The following is a 15,389-nucleotide window of genomic DNA, read 5'->3' on the forward strand; positions in this document are numbered from 1 at the left end:
CAAGGAGATTCCCGCCATGAAGTTGTTCGCCCGTGATTCCCATCTCGATCTGTCGTTTCCCCATGTGATGGGTATTTTGAATGTCACGCCGGACTCCTTCTCTGATGGCGGAACACACAACACATTGGTGGATGCGCTGACCCATACCAATGAGATGGTGAATGCGGGCGCAACCATCATCGATGTCGGCGGGGAATCTACGCGACCAGGAGCCGATGAAGTCAGCGTGGACGAAGAGCTAGCACGCGTGATTCCGGTGGTTGAAGCCATCGCCCAGCGTTTTGAAGTATGGATTTCGGTTGATACTTCAAAGCCAGAGGTGATCCGTGAATCGGCGCGAGTGGGTGCTCACATCATTAATGATATTCGTTCACTGTCAGAACCGGGTGCATTGGCAGCAGCAGCGGAGACCGGTCTGCCGGTATGCCTGATGCACATGCAGGGCGAACCGCGCACTATGCAGCAAGCACCTGAATATCAGAATATCGTGGGTGAAGTGGACGCTTTCTTCCAGGCACAGATTGCACGTTGCGAAGCGGCAGGCATTAAAAAAGAGAATCTGTTGCTCGACCCTGGCTTCGGTTTCGGTAAGAATCTCAACCACAATTATCAACTGCTGGCTGAACTCAGCCATTTCCACCATTTTGGCTTACCGCTATTGGTCGGAATGTCGCGCAAATCGATGATTGGCCAGCTGTTAAATGTCGGTCCGACGCAGCGTTTGACCGGCAGCCTGAGCTGTGCGGTGATTGCCGCTATGCAGGGCGCACAAATTATTCGCGTGCATGATGTGAAAGAGACTGTCGAAGCGATGCGTATTGTTGAAGCGACACGGAGAGCAAAAGGATAAAGCATGAGTAATCGTAAATATTTCGGTACAGATGGTATTCGTGGCAAGGTCGGTGAAGCACCGATTACCCCTGATTTTGTCCTGAAGCTGGGTTTTGCTGCGGGTAAGGTTCTGGCGCGCTCTGGATCACGTAAGGTATTAATTGGTAAAGATACGCGTATTTCTGGCTACATGCTGGAATCGGCACTGGAAGCGGGCCTGGCTGCTGCTGGTTTGTCGGCGGCCTTTACCGGACCTATGCCAACCCCCGCGATTGCCTATCTGACGCGTACCTTCCGTGCAGAAGCCGGTATCGTGATCTCTGCATCGCATAACCCCTTCGACGATAACGGCATCAAGTTCTTCTCTGCGGAAGGCACTAAATTGCCGGATGAAGTGGAAGAGGCCATCGAGCTTGAGTTAGAGAAGCCACTGACCTGCGTTGAGTCCGCTGAGTTGGGGCGCGCCAGCCGTATCGTTGATGCTGCTGGTCGTTATATCGAGTTCTGTAAAGGCACATTCCCGAGCGAGTTAAGTCTTAACGGTCTGAAAATCGTAGTGGATTGCGCCAACGGTGCGACCTATCACATTGCGCCTAATGTGCTGCGTGAATTAGGTGCCAAAGTGATTGCGATTGGCGTGCAGCCCGATGGCATGAACATCAACAAAGAGTGCGGCGCAACCGATCTCCGCATGCTGCAGCAGCGCGTGCTGGAAGAGAAGGCCGATTTGGGCCTTGCTTACGATGGCGATGGTGATCGCATCATGATGGTGGATCATCTGGGCATGAAGGTCGATGGTGACCAGATTCTCTACATCATTGCACGTGAAGCCTTGCGTCAGGGGCAACTGCGCGGCGGCGTGGTGGGTACGTTGATGAGTAATATGGGGCTGGAACTGGCGTTGAAACAGCTGGGTATTCCTTTCACACGTGCCAAAGTGGGTGACCGCTACGTGCTGGAAAAAATGCAGGAGAAGGGCTGGCGCATGGGGGCTGAAAACTCCGGGCATGTCATTCTGTTGGATAAAATCAGCACTGGCGACGGTATCGTGGCAAGTTTGCAAGTACTTACTGCTATCGTGCGTAATCACATGAGTCTGCATGATTTGTGCAGTGGCATGAAAATGCTGCCGCAGATTCTGGTGAATGTGCGCTTCAGCGGCAGTCATGATCCTCTTGAATCCGAGAGCGTTAAGGCTGTCAGCGCTGAAGTGGAGAAAACGCTAGCAGGGCGCGGTCGTGTGCTGTTGCGTAAATCGGGCACTGAGCCGCTGATTCGCGTGATGGTCGAGGGTGAAGATGAAGCGTTAGTCACCGAACTGGCGCATAAAATTGCTGATGCGGTGAAAGCGGTCTAAGCGTGTTAACAGGCGGCGAGATTTCGACTTTCCGCCTGTTAAATCACCATCCTGGCGCTTTTTTCCGCAATCAATAAGGTTCGTGAAAATTGCGCTTGCAGAGGTATGTCCCATTGGTTAGTATTCACACCCGCTTCTGATGGGTGATGACGACACTCCCCGTCAATATTGGTGAAGCTTTAACTGTGCGGATAACGCGCAAGGAAACAGGTTGATTATGTACGAAGCTCTGTTAGTTGTTTTCCTTATTGTTGCGATTGGCCTCGTGGGTCTGATCATGCTTCAGCAAGGCAAAGGCGCTGATATGGGAGCCTCATTCGGTGCAGGCGCCTCTGGTACACTGTTCGGTTCAAACGGGTCTGGTAATTTCATGACACGTATGACTGCAGTACTGGCGACCCTGTTCTTCATCATCAGCTTGATTCTGGGCAATCTGAACACGAACAAGTCTTCTAAAGGAAGCGAGTGGGAAAACCTCACTGCGCCAGCTCAGTCTGAACAGCAGACTCAGCCAGCTAAACCGGCAACCCCGGGCAATGATATCCCGCAGTAACATCGTCAATGCTTTAGCGACAACATAACGTCGCAGTCAGTGCAGTACCGAGGTGGTGAAATTGGTAGACACGCTACCTTGAGGTGGTAGTGCTCGAAAGGGCTTACGGGTTCAAGTCCCGTCCTCGGTACCAAATCTCAGTAAAACTTGCTTTTTAAGCAAGGTCGGCGTATTATTCGCCACGTTTTCGGACGCGGGGTGGAGCAGCCTGGTAGCTCGTCGGGCTCATAACCCGAAGGTCGTCGGTTCAAATCCGGCCCCCGCAACCACTTTCCCTTAGAGTTCTTTTTCAAATATACTGTATGCATCGACGGACGCATCCTCAGTGTTTTTTTGAAAAAAATTCTTTTGGATTGTGTGCCGATGCCGCTCTGCGGCGTACAGGGTCCAGTGATAAAAAGCCCCGAATTTTCGGGGTTTTTTGTTATCAGGAATCGCAATACTGGGCTATAGGCCCTTTTTTTATGTCTTGGGGGTGGGCTTGTCCACATTAGAGCAAAAATTGACTGATTTGATCACCGCTCCAGTAGAAGCGCTTGGCTACGAATTGGTCGGTATCGAATTCGTTCGCGGTCGCACATCGACTTTGCGCATCTATATTGATAGTGAGAATGGTATCAATGTTGATGATTGTGCCGATGTTAGCCACCAGGTCAGCGCGGTAATGGATGTGGAAGATCCCATTACGGTGGCTTACAACCTTGAAGTCTCCTCGCCAGGTCTCGAGCGTCCTCTTTTCACTGCTGAACACTATGCACGTTTCGCCGGTGATGAGGTGAGCCTGACACTGCGTATGGCCGTACAGAACCGCCGTAAATGGCAGGGGATCATCAAATCCGTGGAAGGTGAGATGATCACGGTAACCGTTGAGGGTAACGATGAGGTGTTCGCGCTGAGTAATATTCAGAAAGCGAACCTGGTCCCCCACTTTTAAAAGTCCGGATTGAGGCTAACCAGGATGAACAAAGAGATCTTAGCTGTAGTAGAAGCCGTTTCTAACGAAAAAGCCCTGCCACGTGAGAAAATCTTCGAGGCGCTTGAGAGCGCTTTGGCCACTGCGACTAAAAAGAAGTATGAGCAAGAGATCGAAGTGCGCGTCAGCATTGACCGTCGCAGCGGTGATTTCGATACTTTCCGTCGCTGGCAGATTGTGGAAGAAGTAACACAGCCGACTCGTGAAATTACGCTGGATGCGGCCCGCTTTGAAGACGAAGCGTTCAATCTGGGCGAATACGTTGAAGACCAGATCGAATCTGTCACCTTCGACCGTATCACCACCCAAACCGCTAAACAGGTTATCGTGCAGAAAGTCCGTGAAGCTGAGCGCGCGATGGTGGTTGATCAGTTCCGTCAACACGAAGGTGAAATCATCACCGGCGTGGTGAAGAAAGTAAACCGCGACAGCATCTCACTCGATCTGGGCAGCAATGCTGAAGCCGTGATCGGACGCGAAGATATGCTGCCACGTGAAAACTTCCGCCCAGGCGACCGTATTCGCGGCGTGTTGTACGCTGTTCGTCCGGAAGCGCGTGGTGCACAGCTGTTTGTCACCCGTTCTAAGCCAGAAATGCTGATCGAACTGTTCCGCATTGAGGTGCCAGAAATCGGTGAAGAAGTTATCGAGATCAAAGCGGCAGCGCGCGATCCAGGTTCACGCGCTAAAATCGCGGTGAAAACCAACGATAAACGTATTGATCCGGTCGGTGCTTGTGTGGGTATGCGCGGTGCGCGTGTCCAGGCTGTATCAAGCGAGCTGGGTGGCGAGCGTATTGATATCGTGCTGTGGGACGATAACCCGGCACAATTCGTCATTAACGCCATGGCGCCAGCCGATGTGGCGTCAATTGTGGTGGATGAAGACAATCACACCATGGATATCGCTGTTGAAGCCGGCAATCTGGCTCAGGCGATCGGCCGTAACGGCCAAAACGTGCGTCTGGCTTCCCAACTGAGTGGTTGGGAACTGAACGTGATGACCGTCGATGATCTGCAGGCTAAGCATCAGGCTGAAGCCCACGCAGCGATCGATATGTTCACCAAACATCTCGACATCGACGAAGAGTTCGCCACCGTACTGGTGGAAGAGGGCTTCTCTTCGCTGGAAGAATTGGCTTATGTGCCAATCAACGAGTTGCTGGAAATCGACGGCCTCGACGAAGAGACCATTGAAGCCCTGCGTGAACGAGCAAAAAATGCGTTGACCACCCTGGCATTAGCGAAAGAAGAGAGCCTTGGTAATCAGGAGCCCGCTGAGGATCTTCTGAATCTTGAGGGCCTGGATCGTGCGCTGGCGTATCGCCTGGCGTCCAAAGGCGTTTGCACGCTGGAAGATCTCGCTGAGCAAGGTGTTGACGATCTGACAGATATTGAAGGGCTGGATGATGAGAAGGCCGGTGCGCTGATTATGGCTGCACGTAATATCTGCTGGTTCGGCGATGACGCGTAATAACAGGAAGGAACAGCATGACAGATGTAACCGTAAAATCGCTGGCCGCCGAAATTCAGACTCCGGTCGATCGCCTGGTACAGCAATTTGCTGACGCAGGGATCCGCAAGTCTGAAAACGATGCGGTGTCCCAGCAAGAGAAAGAAACCTTACTGTCCCATTTGAATCGTGAGCACGGTCAGACCGGTTCAAGTAAACTGACATTACAGCGCAAAACGCGCAGCACCTTGAATATTCCCGTCACCGGGGGTAAAAGTAAGTCGGTGCAAATCGAAGTCCGCAAAAAACGTACATACGTGAAAGGTGATGCTGAGTCTGAGCAAGCTCAGGCTGAAGCTGAAGCCGAGGCGCAGCGTGAAGCGGAAGAGCAGGCGCGTCGCGAGGCGGAAGAACAAGCCCGTCGCGAAGCTGAACAAAAAGCGCAACGTGAAGCCGAAGATAAAGCCAAGCGCGAAGCCGCTGAAAAGGCCAAGCGTGAAGCAGCGGAAAATGAGAAAGTGACTAATCAACCTACCGATGAAGTAACCAAGGCTGCGCAGTCTGATAAGGCGCGTCGTGAAGCCGAAGCGGCTGATCTGAAACGCAAAGCGGAAGAAGAAGCACGCCGTAAGCTGGAAGAAGACGCTCGCCGTGTGGCAGAAGAAGCCCGCCGCCTGGCTGAAGAGAAATCAGCTGAATGGGAAAAACCAGAGGAAGAAGACAAAGGCGACTACCATGTCACCACTTCCACTCATGCCCGTCAGGCTGAAGACGAAAACGACCGCGAAGTTGAAGGCGGACGTGGACGTGCGCGTACCACCAAAGCAGCGCGCCCAGCCAAAAAAGGCAACAAGCATTCTGAAGCGAAAACTGATCGCGAAGAAGCGCGTGCGCAGTTCCGTGGTGGTAAAGGTGGTAAAAACCGTAAGCCAAGCGCACTGCAGCAGGGCTTCAACAAACCCGTTCAGGCTGTTAACCGTGATGTGATCATCGGCGAAACCATTACTGTTGCCGAGCTGGCAAACAAAATGGCGGTGAAAGGCTCACTGGTTATCAAAGCGATGATGAAAATGGGCGCAATGGCGACCATTAACCAAGTCATCGACCAGGAAACAGCCCAGTTGGTTGCGGAAGAAATGGGTCACAAAGTGATCCTGCGCCGCGAGAACGAACTGGAAGAAGCGGTGATGGACGATCGTGATACCGATGCAGCGCAGGAGTCACGCGCTCCGGTGGTCACTATCATGGGTCACGTTGACCATGGTAAAACCTCGCTGCTGGACTATATCCGCTCAACCAAAGTCGCTTCAGGCGAGGCTGGCGGTATTACACAGCATATCGGTGCTTACCACGTTGAAACTGACAACGGTATGGTAACCTTCCTGGATACCCCGGGCCACGCCGCGTTTACCGCGATGCGTGCACGTGGTGCGCAGGCAACGGATATCGTAATTCTGGTGGTTGCTGCCGATGACGGCGTGATGCCACAGACTATCGAAGCCATCCAGCACGCCAAAGCGGCCAAAGTGCCGGTTGTGGTTGCAGTGAACAAGATTGATAAGCCAGAAGCAGACCCGGATCGCGTGAAGAATGAACTGACCCAGTACGGAATCATTCCGGAAGAGTGGGGCGGTGAAAACATGTTCGTTAACGTCTCTGCGAAAGCGGGTACCGGTATTGATGACCTGCTGAATGCGATTCTGCTGCAGGCTGAAGTGCTGGAACTGACCGCCATTCGTGAAGGTATGGCGAGCGGCGTGGTCATCGAATCCTTCCTCGACAAAGGTCGTGGCCCGGTTGCGACCGTGCTGGTGCGTGAAGGTACGCTGAACAAAGGCGATATCGTACTGTGCGGCTTCGAATACGGCCGTGTCCGTGCGATGCGTGACGAACTGGGTCGTGAAGTGCTGGAAGCGGGTCCATCCATTCCAGTGGAAATCCTCGGTCTGTCTGGTGTGCCAGCAGCGGGTGATGAAGCGACTGTTGTGCGTGATGAGAAGAAAGCACGTGAAGTTGCACTGTATCGTCAGGGCAAATTCCGCGAAGTGAAACTGGCGCGTCAGCAGAAGTCGAAGTTGGAGAACATGTTCGCTAACATGACCGAAGGCGAAGTGTCCGAGCTGAACATCGTGCTGAAGTCCGACGTACAGGGTTCGGTGGAAGCGATCTCCGACTCGCTGCTGAAACTCTCCACCGACGAAGTGAAGGTGAAGATTATCGGTTCGGGCGTGGGTGGTATCACCGAAACCGACGCGACCCTGGCAGCGGCTTCCAACGCCATCATCCTCGGCTTTAACGTCCGTGCTGACGCTTCTGCGCGTCGCGTGATTGACGCTGAAAACGTGGACCTGCGCTACTACTCCGTTATCTATAATCTGATTGACGAAGTAAAAGCAGCCATGAGCGGCATGCTGGCACCGGAATTCAAACAGCAGATCATTGGTCTGGCCGAAGTGCGTGACGTGTTCAAGTCACCGAAATTTGGCGCCATTGCTGGCTGTATGGTCACCGAAGGCAACATCAAACGTCACAACCCGATTCGCGTACTGCGCGACAACGTGGTGATTTACGAAGGCGAGCTGGAATCTCTGCGTCGCTTTAAAGACGATGTCAACGAAGTGCGTAACGGCATGGAGTGTGGTATCGGCGTGAAGAACTACAACGACGTTCGCGTTGGTGACATGATCGAAGTCTTTGAAGTGATTGAAATTAAACGCACCATCGATTGATCATCACTTGATGTGTTGCAATTTGGGAGGCCTCTGGCCTCCCGAATTATTTGGGAGAAAGAAAAAATGGCAAAAGAATTTGGCCGCCCACAGCGCGTATCTCAGGAACTGCAGAAAGAAATCGCAATTATCCTGCAACGTGAAATTAAAGACCCGCGCCTTGGCATGATGGTAACGGTATCCGGCGTAGAAGTGTCGCGCGACCTGGCGTATGCCAAAGTCTTCGTGACCTTTTTGAATGACCAGGATGAAGATGCGGTAAAAAATGGTCTGAAGGCGCTGAAAGAAGCCTCAGGTTATATCCGTATTCTGGTGGGGAAAGCGATGCGTCTGCGTATCGTACCTGAACTGACCTTCTTCTATGACAACTCGCTGATCGAAGGGATGCGCATGTCTAACCTGGTCAGCAACGTGATCAAAAGTGACGTTGAGCGTCGTGGCGAAAGCCCGGCGGAAGATGACAAGGAGGACTAATGAGTCGTCCTCGTCGTCGCGGTCGCGACGTCCACGGTGTGTTTTTGCTGGATAAGCATCAGGGCGCATCCTCGAACGATGTGCTGCAGAAAGTGAAGCGTCTGTTCCATGCTAACAAAGCGGGTCACACGGGTGCGCTTGATCCCCTGGCAACAGGCATGCTGCCGATCTGCCTCGGTGAAGCGACGAAGTTCTCGCAGTTCCTGCTCGATTCCGATAAACGCTATCGCGTTATTGCCCGCCTCGGCGAGCGTACGGATACCTCAGACGCTGATGGCAATATCGTCGAAACGCGCCCGGTGACCTTCAATCAAGCCCAGCTTGATGCGGCGCTGGAGAGCTTCCGTGGTGACACCTTACAAGTACCCACCATGTTCTCTGCGTTGAAGTACCAGGGCCGCAAGCTGTATGAATACGCGCGTGAAGGCATTACCGTACCGCGTGAAGCACGACCGATCACCGTGTTTGAACTGCAGTTTATTCGCTGGGAAGGGGATGAGCTGGAGCTGGAAATTCACGTTTCCAAGGGCACTTATATTCGCACCATCATCGATGACCTCGGCGAGAAGCTCGGCTGCGGCGCACATGTGATTATGTTGCGTCGTTTGCAGGTGGCAAAGTATCCGATTGATCGCATGATCACCTTTGAGCAGTTGCAGGCGATGGCGGCTGAAGCCAACGCAGCAGAAACGCCAGACTACCGTGCACTGGATGCACTGCTGCTGCCAATGGATAGCCCTGCGGAGGAGTTCCCCATCGTCAATTTGCTGCCCTCTGTCGCCGCTTATTTCAAACAGGGGATGCCGGTGCAGGTGGCGAATGCGCCTGAACAGGGATTGGTGCGTGTTACCGAAGGTGAAGAACATAAATTTATCGGCATGGCAGAAATCGCTGAGGATGGGCGCGTGGCGCCGCGTCGTCTGGTGGTCGAGTTTCCCGCCTAATCAACACATTCACGTTTGAGCTAACGGCGCATTTGCGTTGCAATCAGGCGAAGAGTAGAATAGCGCGGCTTTTAAAGCGGGCTGCTGAATTAGAGATCGGCACCCAACCATTCATTTATTATTTCGGAGTTTATTATGTCTCTAAGCGTAGAAGCTAAAGCAGAGATCGTTGCTAAATTCGGTCGTGGTGCTAACGACAGCGGTTCAACAGAAGTTCAGGTTGCTCTGCTGACTGCTCAGATTAACCACCTGCAGGGTCACTTCTCTGAGCACAAAAAAGACCACCACAGCCGTCGCGGTCTGCTGCGCATGGTATCTCAGCGTCGTAAGCTGCTGGACTACCTGAAGCGTAAAGACGTTGCACGTTACACCAGCCTGATCGAAACCCTGGGTCTGCGTCGCTAAGTCTGAAGAATCTGATCAACGATGTAGCACATGCACTATGCAGAAAAGCGCATCTGACGATCAGATTTGTGCGAGTTTCGCGAAAAGGGGGCCTTTATGGCCCCTTTTTTCGAGCAATCCGCAGCATTCCGTACCAAACTCATGTATTGTTGCTGAGAGTGATCTTTGCTTGCAGCGTTTCGCGCGGCTAATGAGAGGCTTTACCGCATGAGCGGTTGAAGATTGTCATTAGTCGCGAGGATGCAACTAAAGATCGGTAAACCCCGGCGAGCCAAAAAGCGCTCTGCCCCTCGAATTTAAGGACTTAAATTTTGCTGAACCCGATCGTACGCAAATTCCAATATGGTCAGCATACCGTCACGCTGGAAACCGGCATGATGGCACGCCAGGCCACTGCAGCAGTTATGGCGAGCATGGACGACACTGCGGTATTCGTTACCGTTGTTGGCCAGAAAAAAACTAAACCAGGTCAGGATTTCTTCCCGTTGACGGTTAACTATCAGGAGCGTACTTACGCTGCTGGTCGTATCCCGGGTAGCTTCTTCCGTCGCGAAGGCCGTCCAAGCGAAGGCGAAACTCTGATTTCTCGTCTGATTGACCGTCCAGTGCGTCCACTGTTCCCGGAAGGTTTCATCAACGAAGTGCAGGTTATTGCTACCGTTGTTTCTGTAAACCCACAGGTTAACCCAGACATCGTGGCGATGATTGGCGCGTCTGCTGCGCTGGCGCTGTCTGGCCTGCCATTCAACGGCCCAATCGGTGCGGCACGTGTCGGTTACATCAATGACCAGTACGTACTGAACCCAACCGCGGATGAGATCAAAACTTCACGTCTGGACCTGGTGGTTGCAGGTACGCAGAACGCGGTTCTGATGGTTGAATCAGAAGCTGAAATCCTGACTGAAGATCAAATGCTGGGTGCAGTGGTGTTCGGCCACGATCAGCAGCAGGTTGTGATTGAAAACATCAACGCCTTGGTTGCTGAAGCAGGCAAACCGCGTTGGGATTGGCAGCCAGAGCCAGCAAACGATGCACTGATTGCACGTGTTGCGGCACTGGCAGAATCTGGTATCGCTGATGCTTACCGCATCACTGATAAGCAGGAGCGTTACACGCAGGTTGGCGTAGTCAAAGATGCCACCATCGCTGCGCTGCAGGCCGAAGATGAAACGCTGGATGCTGGCGAAATCGCTGACATCGTTCACGATCTCGAAAAGAGCGTCGTGCGTAGCCGCATCATCCGTGGTGAGCCACGTATCGACGGCCGTGAAAAAGATATGATCCGTGGTCTGGACGTACGCACTGGCGTACTGCCGCGTACTCACGGTTCTTCTCTGTTCACCCGTGGTGAAACGCAGGCGCTGGTAACGGCGACCTTGGGTACGGCACGTGATGCGCAGAGCCTGGATGAGCTGATGGGTGAGCGCACCGACAGCTTCCTGTTCCACTACAACTTCCCTCCGTACTCAGTGGGCGAAACCGGTATGGTTGGCTCACCGAAGCGCCGTGAGATTGGTCACGGTCGTCTGGCGAAGCGCGGTGTGCTGGCAGTGATGCCTAAGCAGGAAGAGTTCCCGTACACCGTGCGTGTGGTGTCAGAAATCACTGAATCAAACGGTTCTTCTTCTATGGCTTCCGTGTGTGGTGCTTCTCTGGCACTAATGGATGCTGGTGTACCGATCAAAGCGGCCGTAGCCGGTATCGCGATGGGTCTGGTCAAAGAAGACGAAAACTTCGTGGTGCTGTCTGACATCCTGGGCGATGAAGATCACCTCGGCGATATGGACTTCAAAGTTGCGGGCAGCCGCGACGGTATCACTGCGTTGCAGATGGATATCAAAATTGAAGGTATCACCCGTGAGATCATGCAGGTAGCACTGAATCAGGCTAAGGGCGCGCGTCTGCACATCCTGAGCGTGATGGAGCAGGCCATCAGCACCCCACGTCAGGAAATCTCTGAGTTCGCACCGCGCATTTACACCATCAAGATCAATTCAGACAAGATCAAAGATGTTATCGGTAAAGGCGGTTCTGTTATACGTGCGCTGACCGAAGAAACCGGCACCACCATCGAAATTGAAGATGATGGCACTGTGAAGATTGCAGCAACCGACGGCAACAAAGCGAAAGAAGCGATTCGTCGTATTGAAGAGATCACCGCTGAAATCGAAGTGGGTCGTATCTACTCTGGTAAAGTGACGCGTATCGTTGATTTCGGTGCCTTCGTGGCAATCGGCGGCGGTAAAGAAGGTCTGGTCCATATCTCTCAGATCGCTGATAAGCGAGTTGAGAAAGTGACCGACTATCTGCAGATGGGTCAGGAAGTTCCAGTGAAAGTGATGGAAGTGGACCGTCAGGGCCGCGTACGCCTGAGCATCAAAGAAGCGACAGAGCAGAAACCAGCGGAAGAAACCCCTGCTGCAACGAATGCATCTGACGCCGAGTAAGCGTTTACTGATTGGCTTCTCCCTGCTCTGCGGGGAGAAGTGTTTGGATCATCGCGAGGGCGGGAATCCTTGTGCACAGCAGGCGGATGACAGGATGGTTATCCCAATGTTTGTATTCGGGAGTGGGAAATGAAGCCTTTTTTGCGCTGGTGTTTTGTTGCGACAGCTATCACGCTGGCAGGATGCAGCAACTCCAATTGGCGTAAGAACGAAGTTCTGGCAGTACCTTTGCAGCCCACACTGCAGCAAGAGGTGATCCTGGCGCGAATGGAACAAATTCTTGCCAGTCGTGCCCTGACCGATGATGAACGCGCACAGCTATTATATGAGCGCGGAGTGTTGTATGATAGTTTGGGTCTGAGGGCATTAGCGCGGAACGATTTCTCGCAAGCGCTGTCTATAAGACCGGATATGCCTGAGGTGTTTAACTACCTCGGTATATATTTAACGCAGGCAGGCAACTTTGATGCTGCCTATGAAGCGTTTGATTCTGTACTTGAGCTTGATCCAACTTACAACTATGCGCATTTAAACCGTGGTATCGCCCTCTATTACGGCGGTCGATACAAGTTAGCGCAAGATGATCTGCTGGCGTTTTATCAAGACGATCCTAACGATCCTTTCCGCAGCCTTTGGCTCTATCTCGTTGAAAGCGATATGGATGCCGACAAGGCCAAAGTCACGCTGAGACAGCGACATGACAAAGCGGTCCGGGACCAATGGGGATGGAATATTGTCGAGTTCTACCTTGGCGACATCAGTGAAAAAACGCTGATGGAACGTCTCAAGGCGGACGCAACGGATAACACCTCGCTCGCTGAACATCTCAGTGAAACCAACTTCTATTTAGGTAAGTACTACCTAAGTCTGGGGGAGAAGGACGACGCGAAAGCGTTGTTCAAACTGGCGGTCGCTAACAATGTTAACAACTTTGTTGAGCACCGATACGCATTGTTGGAACTGGCGCAACTCGGCCAGACACAAGACGATTTATCAGAATCTGACCAGCAATAGCTGACGAACTTTTATTGCCTGAATACTTGTAAAGTCATCACCTTCGAGGTGAGGGCTTTTCTGTTCGTCAAAACTTCTAATTTGAGCCGGTTCACACTTTTTGATGAAAATGACTGAAAATTTTCACGACGAGTTATGTAGACTGGCCGCCGCAATCTAAGAGGCACGTGTACTACATGACTGATATTCAAACCACTTTTTCTGACCTTGGCCTGAACGCTGACATCCTCGAATCACTGAACGGTATGGGCTACGAAAAGCCATCCCCAATCCAGGCTGAGTGTATTCCTCACCTGCTGGCGGGCCGTGATGTGCTGGGTATGGCGCAGACCGGGAGTGGTAAAACAGCGGCATTCTCCCTGCCGTTACTGAACAACATTGATCCATCTGTCCGCGCACCACAGATCCTGGTGCTGGCTCCAACCCGTGAACTGGCTGTTCAGGTTGCTGAAGCCATGACGGAATTCTCTAAACACATGCGTGGCGTGAACGTGGTTGCCCTGTACGGCGGCCAGCGCTATGACGTTCAGCTGCGCGCACTGCGCCAGGGACCACAGGTTGTCGTAGGTACGCCTGGTCGTCTGCTGGATCACCTGAAACGCGGCACGTTAGATCTGTCTAACCTGCGCGGCCTGGTGCTGGACGAAGCTGATGAAATGCTGCGTATGGGCTTCATCGAAGACGTTGAAACCATCATGGCGCAGATCCCAGACGGTCATCAGACCGCGCTGTTCTCAGCGACCATGCCAGAAGCGATTCGTCGTATCACCAAACGCTTCATGAAAGATCCACAGGAAGTGCGCATTCAGTCAAGCCTGACCACGCGTCCTGACATTTCTCAGTCTTACTGGACCGCTTATGGCCGTAAAACTGACGCGCTGGTGCGTTTCCTGGAAGCGGAAGACTTTGATGCTGCCATCATCTTCGTGCGTACCAAAAACGCTACGCTGGAAGTGGCTGAAGTGCTGGAGCGCAGCGGCTATAACAGCGCAGCACTGAACGGTGACATGAACCAGGCTCTGCGTGAGCAGACACTGGAGCGCCTGAAAGATGGTCGTCTGGATATCCTGATCGCGACCGACGTTGCAGCACGTGGTCTGGACGTTGAGCGTATCAGCCTGGTTGTTAACTATGACATCCCAATGGATGCTGAGTCTTACGTTCACCGTATCGGTCGTACCGGTCGTGCGGGTCGTGCTGGTCGTGCGCTGCTGTTCGTTGAGAACCGCGAGCGCCGTCTGCTGCGTAACATCGAACGCACCATGAAGTTGACTATTCCAGAAGTTGAACTGCCAAATGCAGAACTGCTGAGCGAGCGCCGTCTGGCTAAATTCGCCGCCAAAGTACAGTTGCAGCTGGAAAGCAGCGATCTGGATATGTACCGTGCACTGCTGAGCAAAATGCAGCCGGGCGAAGATCTGGATCTCGAAACACTGGCCGCAGCACTGCTGAAAATGGCACAGGGCGAACGTCCACTGATTCTGCCACCAGAAGCACCACGCCCACCACGTCGTGAGTTCCGCGACCGCGATGATCGTCGCGATTCACGTGACTCACGTGGTCCACGCGAAAGCCGCGGTGACCGTGATGGCGCTCCACGTCGCGAACGTCGTGACGTTGGCGAAATGCAGCTGTACCGCATTGAAGTGGGCCGTGATGATGGTGTTGAAGTTCGTCATATCGTGGGCGCGATTGCTAACGAAGGCGACATCAGCAGCCGTTACATCGGTAACATCAAGCTGTTTGGTACGCACTCAACCATCGAGCTGCCTAAAGGTATGCCGGGCGAAGTTCTGCAGCACTTCACTCGCACGCGCATCCTGAACAAGCCGATGAACATGCAGTTGATGGGTGATGCTCCTGCGTTCGAGCGTAGTGAACGTCGTCCAGGCGGTCGTGATGGCGAGCGTCGTGGTAATGGCGCACCGCGTCGTTTCTCTGAGCGTCGTGAAGGTGGCCGTGAAGGCGGACGCTTCAACCGTGAAGGCGGCCGTGGCCCACGTCGTGAAGAGGGTGCATCTGCACCACGTCGTCGTGACGCTTAAGCGATAAACGCTTAAAAATAAAAAGGGACGCCATGGCGTAATGCCAGTCAGTTAAGCCTGACTGGCATTTTTTCTTCTTGCTGTCGGATATTTATAGGGTCTCTCTTTCACCACCCTTGGGAACGAGCGCTCCCGTCGTCCCGGCAGTCTGACCATCTCTGCTAT

General features: G+C 53.0%; 14 protein-coding genes and 2 tRNA genes. 15 read left to right on the plus strand and 1 reads right to left on the minus strand.

Annotated elements, in window-relative coordinates; all coding sequences use genetic code 11:
* Positions 1 to 16 precede the first annotated feature (16 nt).
* The 15 genes from folP (at position 17) to F3J37_RS25350 (ending at position 15,224) form a co-directional block, all read left to right on the plus strand.
* Positions 17 to 850: a dihydropteroate synthase gene (gene folP / locus F3J37_RS25280; RefSeq protein WP_166936434.1), complete on the plus strand. Its 834-nt coding sequence runs from the start codon at positions 17 to 19 to the stop codon at positions 848 to 850.
* A gap of 3 nt (positions 851 to 853) precedes the next feature.
* Positions 854 to 2,188 (plus strand): phosphoglucosamine mutase, encoded by a 1,335-nt coding sequence (gene glmM, locus F3J37_RS25285; RefSeq protein WP_034826534.1) that lies wholly within the window; start codon positions 854 to 856, stop codon positions 2,186 to 2,188.
* Between the two features lie 217 nt (positions 2,189 to 2,405).
* Positions 2,406 to 2,741 (plus strand): preprotein translocase subunit SecG, encoded by a 336-nt coding sequence (gene secG, locus F3J37_RS25290; protein WP_034826531.1) that lies wholly within the window; start codon positions 2,406 to 2,408, stop codon positions 2,739 to 2,741.
* Between the two features lie 46 nt (positions 2,742 to 2,787).
* A tRNA-Leu gene (locus tag F3J37_RS25295) sits at positions 2,788 to 2,874 on the plus strand.
* Between the two features lie 59 nt (positions 2,875 to 2,933).
* Positions 2,934 to 3,010, plus strand: a tRNA-Met gene (locus tag F3J37_RS25300).
* Positions 3,011 to 3,222: 212 nt separating this feature from the next.
* Entirely contained in the window at positions 3,223 to 3,675 is a 453-nt protein-coding gene (gene rimP, locus F3J37_RS25305) for a ribosome maturation factor RimP (protein WP_034826528.1), read from the plus strand.
* Between the two features lie 24 nt (positions 3,676 to 3,699).
* Positions 3,700 to 5,187 (plus strand): transcription termination factor NusA, encoded by a 1,488-nt coding sequence (gene nusA / locus F3J37_RS25310; protein ID WP_034826526.1) that lies wholly within the window; start codon positions 3,700 to 3,702, stop codon positions 5,185 to 5,187.
* Positions 5,188 to 5,204: 17 nt separating this feature from the next.
* The gene (gene infB / locus F3J37_RS25315; RefSeq protein ID WP_034826524.1) at positions 5,205 to 7,895 is read left to right on the plus strand and encodes a translation initiation factor IF-2; all 2,691 of its coding nucleotides are present in this window, start codon (positions 5,205 to 5,207) and stop codon (positions 7,893 to 7,895) included.
* 66 nt (positions 7,896 to 7,961) lie between these two features.
* On the plus strand, positions 7,962 to 8,369 hold the full coding sequence (gene rbfA / locus F3J37_RS25320; RefSeq protein WP_034826517.1) for a 30S ribosome-binding factor RbfA: 408 nt from the start codon (positions 7,962 to 7,964) through the stop codon (positions 8,367 to 8,369).
* A complete protein-coding gene (truB, locus tag F3J37_RS25325; RefSeq protein ID WP_058959446.1) occupies positions 8,369 to 9,313 on the plus strand; it encodes a tRNA pseudouridine(55) synthase TruB in 945 nt (314 codons plus the stop codon). The genes rbfA and truB overlap by 1 nt, the downstream gene beginning before the upstream one ends.
* Before the next feature lie 135 nt (positions 9,314 to 9,448).
* The gene (rpsO, locus tag F3J37_RS25330) at positions 9,449 to 9,718 is read left to right on the plus strand and encodes a 30S ribosomal protein S15 (protein WP_034826514.1); all 270 of its coding nucleotides are present in this window, start codon (positions 9,449 to 9,451) and stop codon (positions 9,716 to 9,718) included.
* 311 nt (positions 9,719 to 10,029) lie between these two features.
* Complete coding sequence (gene pnp, locus F3J37_RS25335; RefSeq protein WP_166936436.1) at positions 10,030 to 12,165, plus strand: polyribonucleotide nucleotidyltransferase; 2,136 nt, start codon at positions 10,030 to 10,032, stop codon at positions 12,163 to 12,165.
* Positions 12,166 to 12,294: 129 nt separating this feature from the next.
* Positions 12,295 to 13,179: a lipoprotein NlpI gene (nlpI, locus tag F3J37_RS25340; protein WP_008104288.1), complete on the plus strand. Its 885-nt coding sequence runs from the start codon at positions 12,295 to 12,297 to the stop codon at positions 13,177 to 13,179.
* A gap of 103 nt (positions 13,180 to 13,282) precedes the next feature.
* Positions 13,283 to 13,339, plus strand: a complete 57-nt coding sequence (gene yrbN, locus F3J37_RS28540) for a protein YrbN (protein WP_100229640.1) — start codon at positions 13,283 to 13,285, stop codon at positions 13,337 to 13,339.
* A gap of 16 nt (positions 13,340 to 13,355) precedes the next feature.
* On the plus strand, positions 13,356 to 15,224 hold the full coding sequence (locus F3J37_RS25350) for a DEAD/DEAH family ATP-dependent RNA helicase (protein ID WP_166936438.1): 1,869 nt from the start codon (positions 13,356 to 13,358) through the stop codon (positions 15,222 to 15,224).
* 51 nt (positions 15,225 to 15,275) lie between these two features.
* Here F3J37_RS25350 and F3J37_RS28225 read toward each other — a convergent pair.
* A partial coding sequence (locus F3J37_RS28225; protein WP_237449408.1) for a hypothetical protein occupies positions 15,276 to 15,389 on the minus strand: 114 nt, incomplete at its 5' end.

Source organism: Candidatus Pantoea communis, from assembly GCF_011752685.1.
Lineage (GTDB): Bacteria > Pseudomonadota > Gammaproteobacteria > Enterobacterales > Enterobacteriaceae > Pantoea > Pantoea communis.

Coding starts and splice junctions, on each gene's coding strand:
- glmM (WP_034826534.1), top strand. CDS start 854: ATGAGTAATCGTAAATATTTCGGTACAGATGGTATTCGTGGCAAGGTC.
- infB (WP_034826524.1), top strand. CDS start 5,205: ATGACAGATGTAACCGTAAAATCGCTGGCCGCCGAAATTCAGACTCCG.
- truB (WP_058959446.1), top strand. CDS start 8,369: ATGAGTCGTCCTCGTCGTCGCGGTCGCGACGTCCACGGTGTGTTTTTG.
- folP (WP_166936434.1), top strand. CDS start 17: ATGAAGTTGTTCGCCCGTGATTCCCATCTCGATCTGTCGTTTCCCCAT.
- rbfA (WP_034826517.1), top strand. CDS start 7,962: ATGGCAAAAGAATTTGGCCGCCCACAGCGCGTATCTCAGGAACTGCAG.
- rpsO (WP_034826514.1), top strand. CDS start 9,449: ATGTCTCTAAGCGTAGAAGCTAAAGCAGAGATCGTTGCTAAATTCGGT.
- nlpI (WP_008104288.1), top strand. CDS start 12,295: ATGAAGCCTTTTTTGCGCTGGTGTTTTGTTGCGACAGCTATCACGCTG.
- F3J37_RS25350 (WP_166936438.1), top strand. CDS start 13,356: ATGACTGATATTCAAACCACTTTTTCTGACCTTGGCCTGAACGCTGAC.
- nusA (WP_034826526.1), top strand. CDS start 3,700: ATGAACAAAGAGATCTTAGCTGTAGTAGAAGCCGTTTCTAACGAAAAA.
- secG (WP_034826531.1), top strand. CDS start 2,406: ATGTACGAAGCTCTGTTAGTTGTTTTCCTTATTGTTGCGATTGGCCTC.